Here is a 22,518-nt window from a genome sequence, read left to right on the forward strand (position 1 = left end):
GTCTCCAGTGTGGAAAGAGGGGGCGATTGTAGCGCAAGGGTCAGGCTCAGGCATTGCGATTGGCGAACACCGCCAGCGCGCGTTCAATGCATTGCGCGGTCTTGCCGAAAGCCTGCACGCTCAGGTCGGCCAGCGGTTTGCCTCCCTGGTCGGCCACCGCCAGCATCAGCACCTGCTCATTGACCGCAAGCGAGCGCAGCAGCACATGTTCGCTACGGAACAGCGCGCGCAGTGCTGGCGGCAGCAGCGCCGAGAATTGGCTGTGGTTTTCTGGCGTCAGGCGCAGTTGTCCGGCTTTGCTGACTAGTTTCTGCAGCAGCTTGTTCTGCGCAAGGGGCAGGGCAATTGCCGCTGCCTCCTTGGGCAGGCCGGCCGCCTGCTGCACGCGCAGCAGGTCGCTGGCCTTGTCCAGGCTGAGCAGCAGAATGCGCTGCATACCGCACGCCTGTAGGGCCTCGCGTGCCTGAGTGGCCAAGTGTACGCCATTGCTGAACGGGCTGGGCTGGGCCAATAGGTCCTGGCACAGCGTGCGCCAGCGGCCGAGTTGCTCGGGGGAAGGCGGCGGGGGCGCCAGCATGTCGGGATGTGGGCGGCGCTGGTGCCAGGGCCAGAGCAGCGCCTCGGCCGGGTGGAACAGCGCGTGCCTGGCGTGGCGCCGGGCACTGGCGGCAGCCTGTTGGTGAACCTGTTGTTGCACATCTTCCAGCGAGGTCTGCAAATACAGCGCGGTCAGTAACTGCCAGCGCAGTAGATGAGGGTTGTCCCAACCCACTTGCGCAGCCAGGGCCAGGTTGTTGGCCAGCAGTACGGTATTGGCCGGCTGGTTGAACCAGCGGCTCAGTGCGGGAGCTTCGTCCAGGCGATGCTGCTGGCTCAGGAGGTCTTCGTCGCGGGCGATGGCGAGGATCTGGCCAAGCTGTTCGCGCTCCTCCAGTAGCATGCGGTAGCCCTGGGTGACCCACTGCGACAGTCGCCAGTGCTCGGCCAAGGCCCGACACAGCGCGATGATGCGTACGCCAAACAGTTCGAGCTCGACCTCTTCGGCCTCTTCGCCCTTGTGGATAACCCGCAGTTCCCAGGCATCGAGCAGTTTCGGGTAGGTAAGCGCCATTGGCCACAGTGGCGAGAGAAACAGCAGGCTGCCCCAGTGAATCTCCTGCCAAAGCCGCGCCAGGCGGCTTGCGAACAGCCCGCTGGCCTGTTGAGAAGCGTGTTGGCTGATCAGCAGAAACTGGCGCAGTACAGGTGGGATATCGTCATCCGGCAGGGCCGGCAGGCGCATGAGCAGCTCGCGGGTACGCGCCAGGCCCAGGCGGTTGAGGGCAATTTCCAGGCTTTCGGCAGGCTCGGCCTGGCTGGCGTTGGCCGGGTGGTTGGCCTCGCGCATCACCGACAGCACCAGGGCCGGGCTGTCCTGCATCAGTTCGGCGATGTCGCGCAGGGAGCGGCGGCTATCGTTGATGGCGCTCATGACCCGGTCGTAACTCTGCTTCGGTACCGGTACACGGACACCGTCGAGCAGCTTGACCCAGGCTTCTAGGGTACGCGGATTCTGAGTGGGCACCTTGGATTCCATTGGCATTTTGACATCAGTCCGAACTGGCTTTTCTCATTATGTGGCTATAGTCTGGCGCAGTTCTGCCGATAAGTAGAAGAAGAGTTTTAAAGCTCCCGTCCCTCACCCTGACCACGACAGCAAGTGCTTTGAACCTATGGCTAAAATTATCGGCATCATCGTCGTATTCGCGAGCGTGCTCGGCGGATATGTGCTCTCCCACGGCAAGATCGCGGCGCTGATCCAGCCGTTCGAAGTGCTGATCATCGGCGGTGCGGCCTTTGGCGCATTCATGCAGGCCAACCCTGGTTACATGACCATGCATGTAATCAAGAAGTCGATGAAGATGTTCGGCACGCGCTTCACTCATACGTTCTACCTGGAAGTACTGGGCCTCATCTACGAGATCCTCAACAAGAGCCGCCGTGAAGGCATGATGGCCATCGAGAGTGATATCGAAGACGCCGCAGCCAGTCCGATCTTTGCCAAATACCCCGCCGTGCTGGGCGATGAGCGCATGACCGCCTTCATCTGCGACTACCTGCGCATCATGTCCACCGGCAACATGGCGCCGCACGAGCTTGAGGGCCTGTTCGACATGGAACTGCTGAGCATGAAGGAAGAACTCGAGCACCCGTCGCACGCGGTCAGCGGCATTGCCGACGGCATGCCGGGTTTCGGTATCGTCGCGGCGGTACTGGGTATCGTGGTGACCATGGCGTCGCTGGGTGATGGCGACCAGAAGTCCATCGGCCTGCACGTGGGTGCGGCGCTGGTCGGTACCTTCTTCGGTATTCTGGCGGCCTATGGCTTCTTCGGCCCGCTGGCCAAGTGCCTGGAGCACGATGCCAAGGAAGAGCTCAATCTCTATGAATCGATCAAGGCGTCGCTGGTGGCTTCGGCCTCCGGCATGCCGCCTTCGCTGGCCGTGGAATTCGGGCGCAAAGTGCTGTATCCGAAGCACCGCCCGAGCTTCGCCGAGCTGGAACAAGCGGTTCGCGGTCGCTGATCCATGGAAAACAATCAGCCGATAATCATCAAGCGCGTCAAGCGCTATGGTGGCGGGCATCATGGCGGTGCCTGGAAGATCGCCTTCGCCGACTTCGCCACAGCGATGATGGCCTTCTTCCTCGTGCTGTGGCTGCTGTCCACGGCCACGCCTGAGCAGAAGATCGCCATCGCCGGCTATTTCAAGGATCCGATCGGCTTTTCCGAGAGTGGAACGCCCTACATCATCGACCTGGGTGGCTCTCCGCAACTGGCACCGGAAAAGACCATCAACCCGGAAGAGAAGTCCGAGCCTACGCCTGACACCAGCATCCAACTGGACAAGGACCAGGTCGAGACCATGGCCGAACAGGTCGAGCGCGAGCGCCTGGAGCTGTTGCTGCAAGAGTTGCAGAACAAGGTCGAAGAGAACCCGCAGCTGCAGAAGTTCAAGGACCAGATCCTGTTCGAGATCACCCAGGATGGCTTGCGCATCCAGATCATGGACGCCGAGAACCGGCCGATGTTCGACATTGGCAGTGCCCGTCTGCAGCCGTACTTCGAAGACATCCTGCTGGCCATGGCCGACACCATCAAGGCGGTGCCGAACAAGATCAGCATCAGTGGCCATACCGATGCCAAGCCTTATTCGGGCAGTGGCGAATTCGGCAACTGGGAGCTTTCGGCCAACCGCGCCAATGCCGCGCGCCGTGCGCTGGTGGCGGGTGGCTACCCGGATGACCAGGTGGCGCGTGTTGTGGGGTATGCCTCGTCGTCGCTGTTTGACCGCAAGGACCCGTTCAACCCGGTCAACCGCCGTATCGACATCATCGTTCTGACCAAGAAGGCCCAGCGCAACATCGAGGGCGAGCAGGGTACGCCAGAGGCGCCACCGGCTCAGGCGCCCGCGCCTGCAGCGCCCGGTGCTTCGACGGCACCTGGCGCTGACGATGCGCCGATGCAGCCCCGTGAGCTGCGCCAGAAGCTGAACATCTTCGAGGACGGTACCTTGAAGATGGATGAGGCCAAGGACCAGTAAGGCCCGAGGGGCCGCTGCGCACCCCATCGCCGGCCCCTTTGCTTTCAAAACCCTCGCCGAATCTTGGCCTTCAGGTCGGCATGGAAGTAGTCCGCGTTGTCCCGGTCCGCCCAGCTGCCACCCGGCGCCGGCAGGGTCAGGGCGCGGGCGAAGGTGCGTTCGTCGTGATAAGCCCTGACGAACAGGTCGATATGCGTTCGCTCGCGCATTGTCGGCCATCTACCCAGGTGCGCTGGCAGCGCATCGCCGGCGGGCTGGAAGAAACTCACCCTGCGGCTGGCCATTACCGCTGCCCCCAACAGCCAGGCTGTCCACCAATCTTCGGTGAAGTCCTCTGGCAGCAGGCCAATCCAGTGGGTCGCATCACTTATGTGCTGGCAGAAGCTGCCATACAGGTCTTCGCTGGTCTGCCCGTCACAGTCGAACAGGACCAGTTGTGCGGGAATGCCTTCGAGCAGCAGGCGCTCGTTGAGAATGAAGGCGTCAAGCCGCTCTTCGTGGCGGTAGCTGATGAACACCGGCATTTCGGTTGCCCTCCCTGATAGAAGACATGACCATCAGGGAAAGCAGCAAGCGGAGCAATAGATGACGGTAAATCCGGAGCTTTCCTACGTTCTGCAGTAAAAGATCCTACAGATCAGTAGCTATCTTCCGGCAGGCTGGCAATGATCGAGCGGTAGCTGCTCATCCGTTGCGGCTTGATACGGCCTTCTTCCAGCGCCTTGAGCAGCGCGCAACCGGGCTCGCGGTCGTGCTTGCAGTCGCGAAAACGGCAGGTGCCGAACAGGTCTCGGAACTCGATGAAGCCATCTTCCACGTCGCTGCGGCTGACATGGCCCAGGCCGAACTCGCGAATGCCAGGCGAGTCGATCAGGTCACCGCCATTGGGGAAGTGGTACAAGCGCGCAGTGGTGGTGGTATGCGTGCCCTGGCCGGACCATTCTGAAAGATCGCCCACGCGGGTGCCGGCATCGGGCAACAGGCTGTTCACCAGCGATGACTTGCCCACGCCCGACTGGCCGACGAACACGCTGATGTGCCCGTCCAGCATCTGCTGCAAGCGCTGCATGCCGTCGCCGTGGTGCGCCGAGACTTCCAGCAGCGGGTATCCCAGCTCGCGGTAGACTTCGAGCAAGGCGTGCAAGCCCGGGCCGTTTTCTTCGTCGATCAGGTCGGCCTTGTTCAGCAGCAGCAGCGGGCGGATGCCGGCATGCTCGGCGGCCACCAGGTAGCGGTCGATCAGGTTCGGGTGTGGCTCGGGAGCCGGCGCGAACACGATCACGATCAAATCGACGTTGGCCGCCACTGGCTTGAGCTGGCCGTGGTTGTTCGGCCGGCACAGTTCGGTGCTGCGCGGCATCTGCGCGACGATCACGCCAATGCCCTGGTTGCCTGCACGCCATACCACCCGGTCGCCGGTGACCAGCGCCGGCAGGTTGGCCCGCAGGTGGCAGCGGAATACCTGGCCTGCGGCCTCGCCGTCCTGGGCCTCGACCTCGACCTGCACACCGAAGTGGGCAATCACCAGGCCGAGTTGTTCCGGCCCCAGGTCGCCACCCTCCAGCTCCTGCAGCGCATGCTGTTCGCGTTTGGCGGCGCGTGCGGCGCGTTCGTTCTGGATTTTTTCGATACGCCAGTTCTGGCGGCGGTTGAGCTGGCGTTTGGCCATGGAAGTTCCGTGGAGGGGCGAATGAAATCGGCGGGCAGTTTAGCACGCCAGGCGCCGGACCATTGCCCTTGGCGTAGCAGCGCGCATGCGCAGGCCACTCCCGCTAGGCTAATATGAGCGCCTATACGAGGAGCCCTGCATGCAGAACCCACAGAATTTGATCTGGATCGACCTGGAAATGACCGGTCTGGATCCGGATAGCGACGTCATCATCGAGATGGCCACCATTGTCACCGACAGCGAGCTGAACACCCTGGCCGAAGGGCCGGTAATCGCGATCCACCACAGCGACGAAGTGCTGGCGCGCATGGACGAGTGGAATACCCGCACCCACGGCGCCTCGGGTCTGACCCAGCGCGTGCGCGAAAGCAAGGTCAGCATGGCCGAAGCCGAGGCGCAGACCATCGCCTTCCTCGAGCAGTGGGTGCCCAAAGGCAAGTCGCCGATCTGCGGCAACAGCATCTGCCAGGACCGCCGCTTCCTCTATCGTCACATGCGCAGCCTGGAAAACTACTTCCACTACCGCAACCTCGACGTCTCCACCGTGAAGGAGCTGGCTGCACGCTGGGCGCCGGACGTGCGTGACAGCTTCAAGAAGGGCAGCACCCACCTGGCGTTGGACGATATCCGCGAGTCGATCGCCGAACTGCGTCACTACCGCGAACACTTCATCAAGGTGTGAGCCGAAGGGGCGCAGATAATGTATCGGCGCCCTCTTTTGGTGCCTGGGGCAACTGGTTAGACTGCGCGCCTTTCTCGCACGGACCCGCACCATGTTGCTGATGCTCTACCTCATCGCCATCACCGCCGAAGCCATGACCGGCGCCTTGTCTGCCGGCCGCCGCGGCATGGACTGGTTCGGCGTGGTGCTGATCGCCTGTGTCACCGCCCTGGGTGGTGGCTCGGTGCGCGACGTACTGCTCGGGCATTACCCATTGACCTGGGTGAAACACCCCGAGTACCTGGTGCTGACCAGCCTGGCTGCGCTGCTGACGATTTTCATCGCCCCGATGATGCGCCGTCTACGCTCGCTTTTCCTGGTGCTAGACGCCCTTGGGCTGGTGGCCTTTACCCTGATTGGCTGCATGACGGCGCTGGAAATGGGGCAGGGCATGCTGGTGGCGTCGATCAGCGGGGTGATTACCGGGGTGTTCGGCGGTATTTTGCGGGACATCTTCTGCAACGACATTCCGTTGGTGTTTCGTCGTGAGCTGTATGCAAGCGTGTCGTTTGCGGCGGCGTGGTTCTACCTGGGGTGCGTGTATTTCAAGTTGCCAGCCGAGCAGGCCATGTTGCTGACCCTGTTTGGTGGGTTTCTGGTGCGGTTGCTGGCCATTCGCTTTCATTGGGAAATGCCCAAGTTCCACTACAACGACCAGCAATGAGTATTCGTCTTTAGGCTTTCTGTGCGGTTGGGATCGAGCGCCGCCCGCGCGGTGCTCGCTCTCAATGCCGCCACAAGAGGCAAGGTATGCACCTACCAGCCTCTACGCCACACCATGCCGTTCCAGTGCCCACTGCACATGCTCGCGCACCAGCTCCGACGGGTCGTCTAGCCGCGCCTTCAAGGCCTCCAGCACCGGAATCGTCGAAGGTGCATTGCCCAGCCCTACCGCCAGGTTGCGCAAAAAGCGTTCATACCCCGCCCGCCGCAAAGGCCCGCCTTCGGTCTTGCGCAGGAAGGTTCTCTCATCCCACAGGAACATCTCTGCCAGCTCGGCATTCTCCAGGCCATGCCGGGGCTGGAAGTCATCTTCTTGGGTCGGCCGTGCGAAGCGGTTCCACGGGCAGACGATCTGGCAGTCATCGCAGCCGAACACCCGATTGCCCATCATCGAGCGCAACTCCACCGGAATCGCGCCTTTAAGCTCGATGGTCAGGTAGGAAATGCAGCGCCGCGCATCCAGTACATAAGGCCCGACAAAGGCCTTGGTCGGGCAGATATCCAGGCACGCCTCGCAGCGCCCGCAGTGTTCGCTGGCGTGCGCCTCGTCCACCGGCAACGGCAAGTCGACGAACAGCTCGGCGAGGAAGAAATAGCTGCCGGCCTTGCGGTTGAGCAGCAACGTGTTCTTACCGATCCAGCCCAGCCCGGCCTTCTCGGCCAGGGCCTTTTCCAGCACCGGGGCGCTGTCGACGAAGGCGCGGTAGCCGAACGGCCCGATCTCTTCCTGGATGCGGTCGGCAAGGTGCTGCACGCGCTTGCGCACCAGCTTGTGGTAGTCGCGGCCCAGGGCATAGCGCGACACATAGGCCTTTTCCGGCTGGGCCAGACGCTGTGCCATTTGCGTGTCGCCGGGCAGATAGTCCATGCGCAGCGACACTACGCGCACGGTGCCGGGAATCAGCTGCTCGGGATGAGCGCGCTTGCTGCCGTGTGCGCCCAGGTACTCCATTTCGCCTTGGTAGCCGGCATCGAGCCAACGCTGCAGGTGATGTTCGTGCTCGCCAAGATCCACCCCGGCGATGCCGACGTGGGCAAAACCGAGTTCTCGGCCCCAATGCTTGATCGATTGGGCCAGTGCGGCGAGGTCAGGTGTGGAAGCAGGCATGGATGGGTAAGGCAATACGGGCTCAGGTGCGTATAATTCTGCCAGACATTGGAGCCTTTGACCCCATGCCCCAGACCAAACACCCCGGTCACACCCCGCAATTGCTCACTGGCATGACGGTCGCACGCCTGCCTGCACGGCCTGTGCATGCCCAGAAAGGCGACTTTGGCCACGTGCTGGTAGTGGGTGGCGACCTCGGCACCGGTGGTGCAGTGCTGCTCGCTGCCGAGGCAGCGTTGCGCTGTGGTGCCGGTCTGGTCAGCGTGGCAACCCGCACCGAGCACGTTGCTGCAAGCCTTGCCCGCCTGCCGGAAGTCATGTGCCAGGGGGTGAGTTCGGCGAACCAGCTGATGACCCCGCTGGAGCGTGCATCGGTGCTGGTGGTGGGGCCGGGCCTGGGCCAGGCGGCCTGGGGGCGCAGCTTGCTGTCGGCGGTGACCAATGCCGAGCGGCCGCAGGTATGGGACGCTGATGCGCTCAACCTGCTGGCGCGCACGCCACTGGCCCTGCCCAGCGCCAGTATTCTCACCCCGCACCCGGGGGAGGCAGCGCGTCTGCTGGGTATTTCCACCGAGGCGGTGCAGGCCGACCGCGCCGGCGCCGCACGCAAGCTGGCGCGGCGCTATGCCAGCGTGTGCGTGCTCAAGGGCGCCGGCACCCTGGTCGCCGACCCAGTGGGCAAGCTGGCGCTCTGCGAGCGCGGCCATCCGGCGATGGCCGGGGCGGGTCTGGGCGATGTGTTGACCGGCGTGCTCGGTGCATTGCTGGCCCAAGGGCTGGATACCTGGGATGCCGCATGCCTTGGGGTATGGCTGCACGCCTGTGCGGGCGAGCATCTGGGGAGCAAAGGTAGAGGCTTGGCGGCCAGTGATCTGGCGCCGGTCATTCGTGAGTTGTTGGAGGAGCATTCTGCGTGTCTGGGATAACCCTGTTTCTGGCCGATGAAGCGGCCACGGTCGCTTTTGGCGCCAAACTGGCCGAGGTGACCGGCGGTCACGGCGTGATCTTCCTCGAAGGTGACCTGGGGGCTGGCAAGACCACCCTGTCTCGCGGCCTGATCCGTGGCCTGGGCCATACTGGTGCAGTGAAAAGCCCGACCTTTACCGTGGTCGAACCCTACGAGATTGGTGAGGTGCGTGCCTTCCACTTCGACCTGTATCGCCTGGTCGATCCGGAAGAGCTGGAGTTCATGGGCATTCGTGACTACTTCGAGGGCGACCCGCTGTGCCTGTTCGAGTGGCCACAAAAGGGTGCGGGCGTTTTGCCAAAGCCCGACCTGACCATTACCATAAGCCCCCAAGCGGGCGGACGCTCGCTGAACCTTTCGCCGCAGGGGGCTCGCGGCGAGGCCTGGTGCACTGCACTGGCCGAACACAATAAACAGTAAGTGGGGTAGGTATGCGCATACGCGCACTGGTCGCTGTCGTTGGGCTGCTGCTGACAGCGGTGACCGTTGACGCTCTGGCCGTCACGCAAGTCAAGAGCATGCGCCTGTGGCGCGCGCCGGACAACACACGGCTGGTCTTCGACCTTTCTGGCCCGGTGCAGCATAGCGTCTTCACCCTGAGCGCGCCCGATCGCCTGGTGATCGACATCAACGGTGCGACCTTGGCCGCCCCGCTGAACGTGTCCACCTCGAACACGCCGATCAGCAGTGTGCGTTCTGCCCAGCGCACGCCCACCGACTTGCGGGTGGTGGTCGACCTGAAGAAGTCGGTCACACCGAAAAGCTTCACCCTGGCGCCCAACGCCCAGTATGGCAATCGCCTGGTGGTCGACCTGTACGACCAGGAGTCCGATGCCATCGCGGCCACCACGCCACCGCCAGCGCCTGCACCAGTACCTACCCCGGCGACCACCCCTGCGGTGCCGGTCAGCCCGGCACAGCCTGCGATCAAGCTGCCGCCGGTGCCAGCCGGCAAGCGCGACATCGTGGTTGCCATCGACGCCGGTCACGGTGGCGAAGACCCGGGTGCCTCCGGCTCGCGCGGCCAGCACGAAAAAGACATCGTGCTGCAGATCGCCAAGGAACTGCAGCGCCAGATCAACACCGAGAAGGGCTACCGCGCCGAGCTGACCCGTACCGGTGACTACTTCATCCCGCTGCGCAAGCGCACGGAGATTGCTCGCAAGAAGGGCGCCGACCTGTTCATCTCGATTCACGCCGACGCCGCGCCGTCGCGGGCCGCCTTTGGTGCCTCGGTGTTCGCCCTTTCCGACCGTGGTGCCACCTCCGAGACCGCACGCTGGCTGGCCGATACGGAAAACCGCTCCGACCTGATCGGCGGTGCCGGCAATGTCAGCCTCGATGACAAAGATCGCATGCTGGCCGGCGTACTGCTCGACCTGTCGATGACTGCCACGCTCAGCTCCAGCCTCAACGTCGGGCAGAAGGTGCTCGGCAACATGGGTCGGGTCACTTCGTTGCACAAGCAGCGTGTCGAGCAGGCGGGCTTCATGGTGCTGAAATCGCCGGACATTCCGTCGATCCTCGTTGAAACCGGGTTCATCTCGAACAACAACGAAGCCGCCAAGCTGGCCACTGCGAGCCACCAGCAGGCCCTGGCCCGCTCGATCCATACCGGTGTGCGGCAGTACTTCCAGCAAAACCCGCCGCCTGGCACCTACGTCGCCTGGCTGCGCGACAGTGGCAAGATTGCCCAGGGCCCGCGTGACCATACCGTGCGCCCTGGCGAAACCCTGGCGATGATCGCCGTGCGCTATCAGGTCAGCGTACCCAACCTGCGCAGCAGCAATAGCCTCAAGAGCGATGAGCTGAAGGTTGGCCAGCACCTCACGATCCCTGCCACCACCCTGGCCTCACAGCAATGAGCGGCGGTTCGCGCATCCAGCTGCTGAGCCCGCGGCTGGCTAACCAGATTGCTGCGGGCGAGGTGGTCGAGCGCCCGGCTTCGGTGGCCAAGGAGCTGCTGGAAAACAGCCTCGATTCCGGTGCCCGGCGCATCGATGTCGAGGTCGAGCAGGGCGGCGTCAAGCTGCTGCGGGTGCGCGACGATGGTAGCGGTATCTCCGCCGACGACCTGCCGCTGGCCCTTGCCCGTCACGCCACCAGCAAGATTCGCGAACTGGAAGACCTTGAAGGCGTGCTGAGCCTCGGCTTCCGTGGTGAGGCCCTGGCGTCCATCAGTTCGGTCGCGCGCCTGACCCTGACCTCGCGTACTGCCGCCGCCAGCGAAGCCTGGCAGGTCGAGACCGAAGGGCGTGACATGACGCCGCGGGTGCAGCCCGCCGCGCATCCGGTCGGCACCTCAGTGGAAGTGCGCGATCTGTTCTTCAATACCCCGGCCCGGCGCAAGTTCCTCAAGGCCGAGAAGACCGAATTCGATCACCTGCAGGAAGTCATTCGGCGCCTGGCCTTGGCCCGCTTCGATGTCGGCTTCCATCTGCGCCATAACGGCAAAAGCATTCTCAGCCTGCACGAAGCGCACGATGAAACAGCCCGTGCACGAAGAGTCGGTGCCATCTGTGGCCCAGGTTTCATGGAGCAGGCGCTGCCCATCGACGTCGAGCGCAATGGCCTGCGCCTGTGGGGCTGGGTCGGTTTGCCGACGTTCTCGCGCAGCCAGGCCGACCTGCAGTATTTCTTCGTCAATGGCCGAGCGGTACGCGACAAGCTGGTCGCCCACGCCGTGCGCCAGGCCTATCGCGATGTGCTGTTCAACGGGCGTCACCCGACCTTCGTGCTGTTCCTCGAGCTTGAGCCCAACGGCGTCGACGTCAACGTGCACCCGACCAAGCACGAAGTGCGTTTCCGCGAAGGGCGGTCGGTGCACGACTTCCTCTACGGCACTTTGCACCGTGCCCTGGCCGATGTTCGCCCGGAAGACCAGTTGGCGGCGCCTGCGGCGGCCGCCGAAATCGTTCGTCCGACCGGCCAGCAGGTCGGCGAGTTCGGCCCGCAGGGCGAGATGCGCCTGGCCACGCCGGTGCTCGAGCAGCCTCAGGCTTCCCAGTTTGCAGTGTCCAATGGCGGCAGTGGCGCAGGCTATCAGTACCAGTACACCCCGCGCCCGTCGCAGCCGCTGCCGACGGCTGAGACCCAGGCGGTCTACCGCGAGTTCTACAAGCCGTTGAACGACGGTGCTGCGGCGCCTGCGACGCTTCCCGAAAGCCAGGGCGACATACCGCCGCTGGGCTATGCGCTGGCGCAGCTCAAGGGTATCTACATCCTCGCCGAAAACGCCGTCGGCCTGGTGCTGGTGGACATGCATGCCGCCCACGAGCGCATCATGTACGAGCGCCTCAAGGTGGCGATGGCCAGCGAAGGCCTCAGCGGCCAGCCGTTGTTGGTCCCAGAGACGCTAGCGCTGAGCCAGCGCGAGGCCGATTGCGCCGAAGAGCATGGGCAGTGGTTCCAGCGTCTGGGTTTCGAGTTGCAGCGCCTGGGCCCTGAAACCCTGGCGATCCGCCAGATTCCAGCCTTGCTCAAGCAAGCCGAGGCCAACCGCCTGGTCCAGGACGTGCTCGCCGACCTGATGGAATACGGCACCAGCGACCGCATTCAAGCGCATTTGAACGAACTGCTCGGCACCATGGCCTGCCACGGCGCAGTGCGCGCCAATCGGCGCCTGGCCATCCCCGAGATGAACGCCCTGCTGCGCGACATGGAAAACACAGAGCGCAGCGGCCAGTGCAACCACGGCCGACCGACCTGGACCCAGATGGGCCTGGACGACCTGGACAAACTTTTCCTGCGCGGTCGATGACATGAGCGGCAAGCCCCCAGCAATATTTCTCATGGGCCCGACGGCGGCCGGCAAGACCGATCTGGCCATCGAGCTGACCAAGGTGCTGCCCTGCGAGCTGATCAGTGTCGATTCGGCGCTGGTGTATCGCGGCATGGACATCGGTTCGGCCAAGCCTTCCAAGGAAATCCTGGCCGCCCATCCGCACCGCTTGATCGACATTCGCGACCCGGCCGAAAGCTATTCGGCAGCGCAGTTCCGCGCCGATGCCCTGCAAGCTATGGCCGAGATCACCTCGCGCGGCAAGATTCCGCTGCTGGTCGGCGGCACCATGCTCTATTACAAGGCGCTGATCGATGGCCTCGCGGACATGCCGGCAGCCGATGCCGCGGTGCGCGCGGAGCTGGAGGCCCAGGCCCAGGCGCTGGGCCTGGCCGAACTGCACCGGCAACTGGCAGAAGTGGACCCGGAGTCGGCGGCCCGCATTCACCCCAACGACCCGCAGCGGCTGATCCGTGCGCTGGAGGTGTACCGGGTGAGTGGTGAGAGCATGACGGCCCATCGCCAGCGTCAATTCGCGGAAAGTCGCGGGCCAGACGCAGGCGCTGACACACATTTGCCCTATACTGTCGCGAGTTTGGCAATTGCTCCTACAGATCGTCACATTTTGCATCAGCGAATTGCGCTACGATTTGCGCAGATGTTGGAACAGGGCTTCGTCGACGAGGTCCGATCGCTGCGAGCCAGAAGTGACTTGCACGCCGGGCTGCCGTCTATACGGGCAGTGGGTTATCGGCAGGCCTGGGACTACCTCGACGGCAAGCTGACTGAGAATGAGATGCGAGAACGCGGTATCATTGCCACCCGACAGCTTGCCAAGCGGCAGTTCACCTGGTTGCGTGGTTGGCCCGACGTACATTGGCTCGACAGCCTGGCCTGCGACAATCTGTCCCGCACCTTGAAATACCTTGGGGCCGTCTCCATATTGAGCTGAGTCCCTGCTGATTGCCGTCTATTCTTGCGAAGGGGCGGCACAACTTATCGATTTCTTTGATTTTCTACTATTGATCCTTACAGGAGTGCGGCATATGTCAAAAGGGCATTCGCTACAAGACCCTTACTTGAACACCTTGAGAAAAGAAAAGGTCCCGGTTTCGATCTATCTGGTCAACGGGATCAAGCTGCAGGGCTCGATCGAATCCTTCGACCAGTTCGTGGTACTGCTGAAGAACACCGTCAGCCAGATGGTCTACAAGCACGCCATTTCGACCGTGGTTCCTGCGCGTCCGGTTCGCCTGCCTAGCCCGTCCGATTCCGAACACGGTGACAGCGAGCCAGGCAACGCCTGATAGGAGCCTGCATTGTTCTTTGAGCGCCACGGTGGTGGTGAGCGAGCGCTGCTCGTTCACTTGGAAGGTCAGAACCCTGAGGCGCGCGAAGATCCGCAGGAGTTTCAGGAACTGGCATTGTCGGCCGGCGCCGACATCGTCTCGTTGGTCACGGTGGCACGGCATCAGCCTACCGCCAAATACCTGATTGGCAGCGGCAAGGTCGAGGAATTGCGCGACCTGGTCAAAGCCGAACAGGTAGACCTGGTGATTTTCAATCACACCCTCACGCCCAGTCAGGAGCGCAACCTCGAACGTGTCTTCGAGTGTCGCGTGCTCGACCGTACCGGGCTGATCCTCGATATCTTCGCCCAGCGGGCGCGTACCCATGAAGGCAAGCTGCAGGTCGAACTGGCCCAGCTCGAGCACATGAGCACGCGGCTGGTGCGCGGCTGGACCCACCTTGAGCGTCAGAAGGGTGGTATCGGCTTGCGCGGCCCGGGTGAAACCCAGCTTGAAACCGACCGTCGCTTGCTGCGGGTGCGCCTGCGGCAGATCAAGGGGCGCCTGGAAAAGGTCCGCAGCCAGCGTGAGCAGGCTCGCCGTGGCCGCCGCCGCGCGGATATCCCGTCGGTTTCGCTGGTGGGCTACACCAACGCCGGCAAGTCCACGCTGTTCAACGCCCTGACCGAATCCGAGGTCTACGCCGCCGACCAATTGTTCGCCACCCTCGACCCGACCCTGCGCCGGCTCGAGCTCAACGACCTTGGGCCGATCGTGCTGGCCGACACCGTGGGCTTCATTCGTCACCTGCCACACAAGCTGGTCGAGGCTTTTCGGGCTACGCTCGAAGAGTCGAGCAACTCCGACCTGCTGCTGCACGTGATCGACGCCCATGAGCCGGAGCGTATGGAGCAGATCGAGCAGGTGCTGGCGGTATTGGGCGAGATCGGTGCCGAAGGCTTGCCGATCCTCGAGGTCTATAACAAACTCGACCTGCTTGAAGATGTCGAGCCACAGATCCAGCGCAACGCCGATGGCAAGCCGGAGCGGGTCTGGGTATCGGCACGCGATGGACGTGGCCTGGAGCTGGTCGGTCAGGCGATTGCCGAGTTGCTGGGGGATGATCTGTTTGTCGGTACCCTGTGTCTGGAGCAGCGTTTTGCCCGCTTGCGCGCGCAATTCTTTGCCCTGGGTGCCGTGCAGAGTGAGGAGCATGACGAAGAAGGGCGCAGCCTGCTGAGTGTGCGATTGCCCATGGTCGAATTGAATCGCCTGGTCAGCCGTGAAGGCATGGAGCCGCAAGTGTTTGTCGAGCAACACACTTTGCAATAAATGCCCGGCGAGGTCGCCGGGCGGCAGTGGCAGGCATTCTGTAGCATTGGACGGCGCGCCGTGGGCGCGTCTTTGCTTTATCAGATGGAGAGCGCTATGGCTTGGAACGAGCCGGGTGGCAACTCGAACAATCAGGATCCCTGGGGCGGCCGCCGTGGTGGCGGCGGCGGTGGTGGCGATAAAAAAGGCCCGCCGGATCTGGACGAGGCCTTCCGCAAACTGCAGGACAGCCTGAACGGCATGTTCGGCAGTGGCAAGAAACGTGGCGGCGGTGACCGCAATGTCGGCAAGGGCGGAGGCTATGGCCTGCTGGGCATCGGCCTGGCGGTACTGGCCGCCATCTGGCTGTACAGCGCCGTGTACGTGGTCGACGAGCAGGAGCAGGCCGTCGTGCTGCGCTTCGGCAAGTACTATGAGACGGTCGGTCCCGGCCTGAACATCTACTTCCCGCCAATCGATCGCAAGTACATGGAAAACGTCACGCGCGAGCGTGCCTATACCAAGCAGGGCCAGATGCTCACCGAAGACGAGAACATCGTCGAGGTGCCGCTGACCGTCCAGTACAAGATCAGCAACCTGCAGGACTTCGTGCTCAACGTCGACCAGCCCGAGGTGAGCTTGCAGCATGCCACCGACAGCGCCCTGCGCCACGTGGTGGGTTCCACTTCGATGGACCAGGTGCTGACCGAAGGCCGTGAGCAGATGGCCGTGGATATCCGCGAACGCCTGCAGCGCTTCCTCGACAACTACCGTACCGGTATCACCGTCACCCAGGTCAACGTACAGAGCGCGGCAGCCCCGCGTGAAGTGCAGGAAGCCTTCGACGACGTGATCCGTGCCCGTGAAGACGAGCAACGTGCCCGCAACCAGGCCGAATCCTACGCCAACGGCGTTGTGCCGGAAGCCCGTGGTCAGGCCCAGCGCATCATCGAGGACGCCAACGGTTACCGCGACGAAGTCATCGCCCGTGCCAAGGGTGAGGCGGACCGCTTCACCAAGCTGGTCGGCGAATACCGCAAGGCACCTGACGTGACCCGTCAGCGTCTGTACCTGGAGACCATGCAAGAGGTCTACAGCAATTCGAGCAAGGTCCTGGTGGCGACCAAGGACGGGCAGAACAACCTGCTCTACCTGCCGCTGGACAAGATGGTCGAAGGCAGCCGCAACACGTCCGCGCCGGTCACCAGCGCAAGCCCGTCGGCCAACGACGCGGCAGCGCGTGCAGCGCAGGACTTGCAACAGCAACAGCAGCAGCTGCGTACTAGGGAGAGCCGCTGATGAGCAATAAATCGCTGATCGCCCTGATCGCCGCTGTGGTCCTGGCCGTGGTGGCCTGGAACAGCTTCTACATCGTGTCCCAGACCGAACGCGCGGTACTGCTGCAGTTTGGTCGTGTGGTCCAGGCTGATGTCCAGCCAGGCCTGCACGTGAAGGTTCCGTACGTGAACCAGGTGCGCAAGTTCGACGCCCGCCTGATGACCCTCGACGCCCCGACCCAGCGGTTCCTGACCCTGGAGAAGAAAGCGGTGATGGTCGACGCCTACGCCAAGTGGCGCGTCAAGGATGCCGAGCGCTTCTACACCGCCACCTCCGGCATGAAGCAGATCGCCGACGAGCGTCTGTCTCGCCGCCTGGAAAGTGGCCTGCGTGACCAGTTCGGTAAACGTACCCTGCACGAGGTGGTCTCCGGTGAACGTGACGCGCTGATGGCTGACATCACCGCCTCGCTGAACCGCATGGCCAGCAAGGAGCTGGGTATCGAGGTGGTCGACGTGCGCGTCAAGGCCATCGACCTGCCGAAGGAGGTCAACCGCAGCGTGTTCGATCGCATGAGCACTGAGCGTGAGCGCGAAGCCCGCGAGCATCGTGCCAAGGGTAACGAGCTGGCCGAAGGTATCCGTGCGGATGCCGACCGTCAGCGCCGTGTACTGCTGGCCGAAGCCTATCGCGAAGCCGAGGAAACCCGCGGTGACGGCGACGCCCAGGCGGCCGCCATCTACGCCAAGGCCTACACCCAGGACGCCGATTTCTATGCGTTCTACCGTAGCCTGCAGGCGTATCGCGAGAGCTTCTCCAGCAAGAGCGACGTGCTGGTCCTGGATCCGAAGAACGAGTTCTTCCGTTTCCTCGACAAGAGCAAACCCTGATGTATTGAGGGGCGCATACCCCGCCTGGCAGCTAAAACACCGGGCGGGGTGCATCCTGAATGAAAAGGGGTGTATGATGCGGCAGCCGGGAAATTTCCCGGCTTTTTTGCGTCTGCAAGGTTGATTGGCAAACGGCCAGTTGACGGATTGGTCAGCTCGCAAGGCAATTCGAGGGTATTGGGTACGGTGGTGGCGCTGGGATCAGTGCTGCCCGCTGCTGTGCGCCAATGCCTGCTTCACTGACGGCTCGCCTGCAGGCAAGCCGCCCGGACCAGAGGGGAAATGGCGTAATGGCAACGGTAGACCGCTGGCTGCTGCCAGATGGCATCGAGGAAGTACTGCCACCTGAGGCAGCGCGCATCGAGATCGCGCGTCGGCAGGTGTTGGACCTGTTCCAGAGTTGGGGCTACGAACTGGTCGTCACCCCGCATATCGAGTACCTGGAGTCGCTGCTCACCGGCGCCGGCCAGGACCTGGACCAGCGCACCTTCAAGGTGGTCGACCCACAGTCCGGCCGCCTGATGGGCTTCCGCGCCGACTTCACCCCGCAGGTGGCGCGTATCGATGCCCATACCCTGCGCCGTGAAGGCCCGAGCCGTCTGTGCTACGCCGGCAGCGTGCTGCACGCCGAGCCGCGTGCCCTGTCCACCTCGCGCAGCCCCATCCAGCTGGGTGCCGAGCTGTACGGCGACGCCAGCCCCACCAGCGACGTCGAGGTCATCAGCCTGATGCTCGCCACGCTGCAGCTTACCGACGTCGCGGATGTGCACATGGACCTCGGCCATGTCGGCATCTACCGCGGCCTGGCGCGCGCCGCCGGCCTGTCGGGCGCCGTCGAGCAGCAGCTGTTCGACGCCCTGCAGCGCAAGTCGGTAGATGAGGTGCAGGCACTGACTGCCGACCTGCCGAAGGACCTGGGCAGCATGCTGCGCGCCCTGGTCGAGCTGTGCGGTGGCCGTGAAGTGCTGGCCGAGGCCCGTGTGCGCCTGGGCCGTGCCCCGGCCAGCGTGCTGGCGGCACTGGACGACCTGCTGGCGATCGCCGATCGCCTGGCTTCGCGTTACCCCGAGCTGCCGCTGTACTTCGACCTCGGCGAGCTGCGCGGCTACAACTACCACACCGGTGTGGTGTTCGCGGTGTTCGTGCCGGGCGAAGGTCAGTCGATCGCCCAGGGCGGTCGCTATGACGACATCGGTGCCGATTTCGGCCGGGCGCGCCCGGCCACTGGTTTCTCCACGGATTTGAAGACCCTGGTCACACTGGGGCGAGCGGAGGTCGTATTGCCTTCTGGCGGCATCTGGATGCCGGACAGTGGCGACGCGGCCCTCTGGCAGCAGGTCTGCCAGTTGCGCAACGAGGGCCAGCGTGTGGTCCAGGCCCTGCCTGGCCAGCCGTTGAGTGCTGCTCTCGAGGCGGATTGTGATCGGCAATTGATTCAGCAAGACGGGCGCTGGCAGGTACTGCCGCTGACCCAATGAGTTTCTGCGCCGGCAGTTGGCCGGCAACCAAGTTTGCGTGAATGAGGACAAGTGTTATGGGTAAGAATGTCGTCGTCCTGGGCACCCAGTGGGGTGATGAGGGCAAAGGCAAGATCGTCGATCTGCTGACCGAACATGCTGCCGCCGTAGTGCGCTACCAGGGTGGCCACAACGCGGGCCACACCCTGGTGATCAACGGTGAAAAAACCGTTCTGCACCTGATTCCGTCCGGCATCCTGCGTGAAGGCGTTCAGTGCCTGATCGGCAACGGCGTGGTCGTTGCCCCGGATGCCCTGATGCGTGAAATCACCAAGCTGGAAGAGAAGGGCGTACCGGTGCGCGAGCGCCTGCGCATCAGCCCAGCTGCGCCGCTGATCCTGTCGTACCACGTGGCCCTGGACCAGGCCCGCGAGAAAGCCCGTGGCGAAGCCAAGATCGGCACCACCGGCCGTGGTATCGGCCCAGCCTACGAAGACAAGGTCGCTCGCCGCGGCCTGCGCGTGGGCGACCTGTTCCACCGCGAGCGCTTCGCTGCCAAGCTCGGTGAGCTGCTGGATTACCACAACTTCCAGCTGGTGAACTACTACAAAGAGCCGGCCATCGACTTCCAGCAGACTCTGGACGAGTGCATGGCCTACGCCGAGCAGCTCAAGCCGATGATGCTCGACGTCACCGCCGAACTGCACAACCTGCGTCGCGCCGGCAAGGACATCATGTTCGAAGGCGCCCAGGGTTCGTTGCTGGACATCGACCACGGTACCTACCCGTACGTCACCAGCTCCAACACCACCGCTGGCGGCATCTCCACCGGTTCCGGCGTTGGCCCGATGTACCTGGACTACATCCTGGGTATCACCAAGGCCTACACCACTCGCGTAGGTTCCGGTCCGTTCCCGACCGAGCTGTTCGACGAGACCGGTGCCACCCTGGCCAAGCGTGGCCACGAGTTCGGTTCCACCACCGGCCGTGCCCGCCGTTGCGGCTGGTTCGATGCCGTCATCCTGCGCCGCGCCATCGACGTCAACAGCATCTCGGGCATCTGCCTGACCAAGCTGGACGTACTGGACGGTCTGGAAACCATCAACATCTGTGTTGGCTACAAGAACGAGAACGGCGCCGTCATCGACGCGCCTTCCGATGCTGACAGCTACATCGGCCTGGAGCCAGTGTACGAAGAGATGCCAGGCTGGAGCGAGTCGACCCTGGGTGCCAAGACCCTGGAAGAGCTGCCAGAAGCTGCTCGCGCTTACATCAAGCGCATCGAGGAGCTGACCGGCGCGCCGATCGACATCATCTCCACCGGCCCGGACCGCAACGAGACCATCGTGCTGCGTCATCCGTTCGCCTGATCCGCCTTCCAGGCTGATCTGACGCCGTGGCCCTGAAAGGGGCCGCGGCGTTTTTGTTTCTGTCTTCTGTCTGTACCGGCCCTATCGCCGGCAAGCCGGCTCCCACAAGATTTTCACTGCCGTGAAGGCGGTGGATTCTGTGTGGGAGCCGGCTTGCCGGCGATAGGGCCGGTACAGATCAAGCATTGCTGGACCTTGGCACATATCCCTGCTGCTCCCGGCACAACCCTTGCTGTAAGAAGTTTCTGTAGATGCCATCAAAATAATGGCGCCAGAATGCACGAGGGTTTCACCGTGTCTGCCATCCTCTCACTGTTACGAAGCCGCCTGTTGCGGCCTGTGTTTGTTGCCTTGGGTATCGCCCTTTTGGTGCAGTTCCTGTTTGCCGTTGCGCTGACCCGAAGCACCATCACTGCGCTTGAGGCCGACCTGAGCCAGCGTCTGGGCAATGACAGCCGCAAACTGGCTGGCGAGCTGGAGCAAGCCGGGCAGCAAGTCCGCTCTGGCCTGGAAGGGCTCTCCAGCAGTACCCGTCAGCGCCTCAGCGCCGGGCTCTCCGAGCGTCTGCAAAGCGAGCAGCAGCAACTGCGGGCCACGCTGGAGAAGAACCTCAAGGACTCCGCCAACGACATGGCCGAACTGCTGGCCTCGGTCGCTCCGCGGGCGATCTGGGACAACGATGTGCCGACGCTCTCCGACTTCGCCCGCCGCGCCCAGCGCAACCCCAACGTGCTGTTCGTGATCTACGACGACGCCCAGGGCCAGCACCTGACGCGCTACCTCAACCGGCAGAACCCCATCAACCAGGGGCTGATCGAGAAAGGGCAGGGCGAGCGCGCGCTGGACAAGGTGCTCGATGCTGCTCGTCGTGACCCTTCGGTGTACTTCGTCGAAGCCTCGATCAACCCTAACGGTGCGGAGATCGGCAAGGTACTGATGGGCGTCTCCACCGCGGGTGTGGACCAGGAGCTCAAGGCCCTGGACCAGCGTTTCAATGCCTTGATCGCCAGCGGCGAACAACTGGTGGGCGACAGCCTCGGTGCCGCTGCGGCGGACAGCGGCAAAGCCCTGCGTGATCGGTTGGAGGCTGCGCAGAGCAGTGCCACGGCGATGCAGGCCAATACCGCACAAACCGTGCGCGATGCCGCGGGTGAGCTGCGCTTTCGCTTCGGCCTGGGCCTTGTGCTGGTCGGCCTGGGTGTCTTGATCGCGGTTGCCGTGGTGCTCGGTCGTCGCGTGCTGAGCAAGCTTCGATTGCTGGTAGACGCCCTCGATGACCTGGCTGCTGGCGAAGGCGACCTGACCAAGCGCGTCAACCTGGACAGCCGCGACGAAATCGGCGACATGGCCTCGGCGGTCAACCGTTTCGTCGACAAGCTTCAGCCTATCGTGCGTGAGGCCGGAGAAGTGGCGCAGCGTACCGGCGTCGAGATCGGCACCATGGCCCAGCGCAACGCCGGTGCCGATGCGGCCGCAGCATTGCAGCGCGATGAAGTGGCGGCGAGCTTGCGTGACCTGTCGAGCATGGCTGACGAGGCCCAGGCCGAAAGCCATGCGATGAAGGCGGCGCTGCAGCAGGTGGTGGACATTCGCCAGGCCACGGACGAGAACAGCCGCACATCGACACAGTTGGCCGGGCTGATCGAAAACCTTGCCGGCCAGGTCGACGCTGGCTCGCACGTGATCGAGCGGTTGGCCAAGCAGAGTGAACAGATCGAAGTGGTGCTGACCGTGATCCACGGTATCGCCGAGCAGACCAACCTGCTGGCCCTCAACGCCGCCATCGAAGCCGCACGGGCGGGCGAAACCGGGCGCGGCTTCGCCGTCGTGGCCGACGAGGTGCGCGCGCTGGCGAGCAAGACACAGAGCTCCACGGGGGATATCCAGGCGCATATCTCGGCGCTGCAGAAGGGGGCCAAGGAGGCGGTCGACACCATCAGTCAGGCCGGCATGAAGGCCAGCGAAGGGCTGCTCGTGCTGCGTGACAACGAACGACGCCAGCAGTCGGTGCAGGTGGCGGTGGAGCAGGTGCACGCGGCGATAGGCCTGGCCACCCGGGCAGCCGAGCAACAGGCGCAAGGTGCGCAGGCCGTGCGCGGACGAGTCGAGAACATCCACGCCCAGGCCGAACGCTCCGCCGAGGTGGTGATGCAGACCACCGCCAGCAGCAAGGTGCTGGATGACCTGGCAGCCCAATTGCGCGCCAGCCTGGGGCAATTCAGGGCCTGAGGTCGCGTCCTACCCATCGCCGGCAAGTCGGCTCCCACCGGTACGGCGTAGATTTCGGATTTGCGCTTTCCCCTGTGGGAGCCGGCTTGCCGGCGATGGGCCGCCCAGCGGCCCCGGTACCCAATGCCGCTTTGCTAAGCTGTC

20 protein-coding genes are annotated in these 22,518 nt (G+C 63.6%); 16 read left to right on the top strand and 4 right to left on the bottom strand.

Annotated elements, in window-relative coordinates; all coding sequences use genetic code 11:
• Positions 1-46 precede the first annotated feature (46 nt).
• Positions 47-1,582, bottom strand: a complete 1,536-nt coding sequence (locus KU43P_RS02510) for an HDOD domain-containing protein (protein WP_317660924.1) — start codon at positions 1,580-1,582, stop codon at positions 47-49.
• 130 nt (positions 1,583-1,712) lie between these two features.
• Between KU43P_RS02510 and motA the strand changes: the two genes are divergently transcribed.
• Both motA and motB read left to right on the top strand, forming a co-directional pair.
• A complete protein-coding gene (gene motA, locus KU43P_RS02515; RefSeq protein ID WP_317660925.1) occupies positions 1,713-2,564 on the top strand; it encodes a flagellar motor stator protein MotA in 852 nt (283 codons plus the stop codon).
• Between the two features lie 3 nt (positions 2,565-2,567).
• Complete coding sequence (gene motB / locus KU43P_RS02520) at positions 2,568-3,581, top strand: flagellar motor protein MotB (RefSeq protein ID WP_317660926.1); 1,014 nt, start codon at positions 2,568-2,570, stop codon at positions 3,579-3,581.
• 44 nt (positions 3,582-3,625) lie between these two features.
• Here motB and KU43P_RS02525 read toward each other — a convergent pair whose 3' ends face one another.
• Both KU43P_RS02525 and rsgA read right to left on the bottom strand, forming a co-directional pair.
• A complete protein-coding gene (locus KU43P_RS02525; RefSeq protein WP_317660927.1) occupies positions 3,626-4,105 on the bottom strand; it encodes a molecular chaperone Tir in 480 nt (159 codons plus the stop codon).
• Between the two features lie 113 nt (positions 4,106-4,218).
• Positions 4,219-5,250, bottom strand: a complete 1,032-nt coding sequence (gene rsgA / locus KU43P_RS02530) for a small ribosomal subunit biogenesis GTPase RsgA (RefSeq protein ID WP_317660928.1) — start codon at positions 5,248-5,250, stop codon at positions 4,219-4,221.
• A gap of 139 nt (positions 5,251-5,389) precedes the next feature.
• On the opposite strand from rsgA, the gene orn reads away from it, so the two are divergent.
• Both orn and KU43P_RS02540 read left to right on the top strand, forming a co-directional pair.
• Positions 5,390-5,932 carry an oligoribonuclease gene (gene orn, locus KU43P_RS02535; protein ID WP_317660929.1) on the top strand — a complete coding sequence of 181 codons (543 nt, stop codon included), beginning with the start codon at positions 5,390-5,392 and terminating at the stop codon, positions 5,930-5,932.
• A 91-nt stretch (positions 5,933-6,023) separates the two neighbouring features.
• Positions 6,024-6,635: a trimeric intracellular cation channel family protein gene (locus KU43P_RS02540; protein ID WP_027920741.1), complete on the top strand. Its 612-nt coding sequence runs from the start codon at positions 6,024-6,026 to the stop codon at positions 6,633-6,635.
• A gap of 102 nt (positions 6,636-6,737) precedes the next feature.
• Here KU43P_RS02540 and queG read toward each other — a convergent pair whose 3' ends face one another.
• Positions 6,738-7,802 (bottom strand): tRNA epoxyqueuosine(34) reductase QueG, encoded by a 1,065-nt coding sequence (gene queG, locus KU43P_RS02545; protein WP_317660930.1) that lies wholly within the window; start codon positions 7,800-7,802, stop codon positions 6,738-6,740.
• 65 nt (positions 7,803-7,867) lie between these two features.
• Between queG and KU43P_RS02550 the strand changes: the two genes are divergently transcribed.
• The 12 genes from KU43P_RS02550 (at position 7,868) to KU43P_RS02605 (ending at position 22,374) form a co-directional block, all read left to right on the top strand.
• Positions 7,868-8,728, top strand: a complete 861-nt coding sequence (locus KU43P_RS02550) for an NAD(P)H-hydrate dehydratase (protein ID WP_317660931.1) — start codon at positions 7,868-7,870, stop codon at positions 8,726-8,728.
• Complete coding sequence (tsaE, locus tag KU43P_RS02555) at positions 8,725-9,189, top strand: tRNA (adenosine(37)-N6)-threonylcarbamoyltransferase complex ATPase subunit type 1 TsaE (protein WP_411567244.1); 465 nt, start codon at positions 8,725-8,727, stop codon at positions 9,187-9,189. The genes KU43P_RS02550 and tsaE overlap by 4 nt, the downstream gene beginning before the upstream one ends.
• 11 nt (positions 9,190-9,200) lie before the next feature.
• On the top strand, positions 9,201-10,634 hold the full coding sequence (locus KU43P_RS02560) for an N-acetylmuramoyl-L-alanine amidase (RefSeq protein ID WP_317660933.1): 1,434 nt from the start codon (positions 9,201-9,203) through the stop codon (positions 10,632-10,634).
• Positions 10,631-12,529: a DNA mismatch repair endonuclease MutL gene (gene mutL / locus KU43P_RS02565; RefSeq protein WP_317660934.1), complete on the top strand. Its 1,899-nt coding sequence runs from the start codon at positions 10,631-10,633 to the stop codon at positions 12,527-12,529. Before KU43P_RS02560 ends, mutL begins: the two co-directional genes overlap by 4 nt.
• 1 nt (position 12,530) lies before the next feature.
• Complete coding sequence (gene miaA / locus KU43P_RS02570) at positions 12,531-13,502, top strand: tRNA (adenosine(37)-N6)-dimethylallyltransferase MiaA (RefSeq protein WP_317660935.1); 972 nt, start codon at positions 12,531-12,533, stop codon at positions 13,500-13,502.
• Between the two features lie 94 nt (positions 13,503-13,596).
• Positions 13,597-13,857: an RNA chaperone Hfq gene (gene hfq, locus KU43P_RS02575; RefSeq protein ID WP_003258160.1), complete on the top strand. Its 261-nt coding sequence runs from the start codon at positions 13,597-13,599 to the stop codon at positions 13,855-13,857.
• 12 nt (positions 13,858-13,869) lie between these two features.
• Positions 13,870-15,171, top strand: a complete 1,302-nt coding sequence (gene hflX, locus KU43P_RS02580; protein WP_317660936.1) for a ribosome rescue GTPase HflX — start codon at positions 13,870-13,872, stop codon at positions 15,169-15,171.
• A gap of 96 nt (positions 15,172-15,267) precedes the next feature.
• Complete coding sequence (hflK, locus tag KU43P_RS02585; RefSeq protein ID WP_317660938.1) at positions 15,268-16,449, top strand: FtsH protease activity modulator HflK; 1,182 nt, start codon at positions 15,268-15,270, stop codon at positions 16,447-16,449.
• On the top strand, positions 16,449-17,318 hold the full coding sequence (gene hflC / locus KU43P_RS02590; protein WP_317660939.1) for a protease modulator HflC: 870 nt from the start codon (positions 16,449-16,451) through the stop codon (positions 17,316-17,318). The genes hflK and hflC overlap by 1 nt, the downstream gene beginning before the upstream one ends.
• 290 nt (positions 17,319-17,608) lie before the next feature.
• Positions 17,609-18,796, top strand: coding sequence for an ATP phosphoribosyltransferase regulatory subunit (locus tag KU43P_RS02595; protein WP_317660940.1), 1,188 nt, complete (start codon positions 17,609-17,611; stop codon positions 18,794-18,796).
• Between the two features lie 56 nt (positions 18,797-18,852).
• Positions 18,853-20,145: an adenylosuccinate synthase gene (locus KU43P_RS02600; RefSeq protein ID WP_008095424.1), complete on the top strand. Its 1,293-nt coding sequence runs from the start codon at positions 18,853-18,855 to the stop codon at positions 20,143-20,145.
• A 294-nt stretch (positions 20,146-20,439) separates the two neighbouring features.
• Positions 20,440-22,374, top strand: coding sequence for a methyl-accepting chemotaxis protein (locus KU43P_RS02605; protein WP_317660941.1), 1,935 nt, complete (start codon positions 20,440-20,442; stop codon positions 22,372-22,374).
• Positions 22,375-22,518 lie beyond the last annotated feature (144 nt).

The organism is Pseudomonas sp. KU43P (assembly GCF_033095865.1).
Taxonomy (GTDB): domain Bacteria; phylum Pseudomonadota; class Gammaproteobacteria; order Pseudomonadales; family Pseudomonadaceae; genus Aquipseudomonas.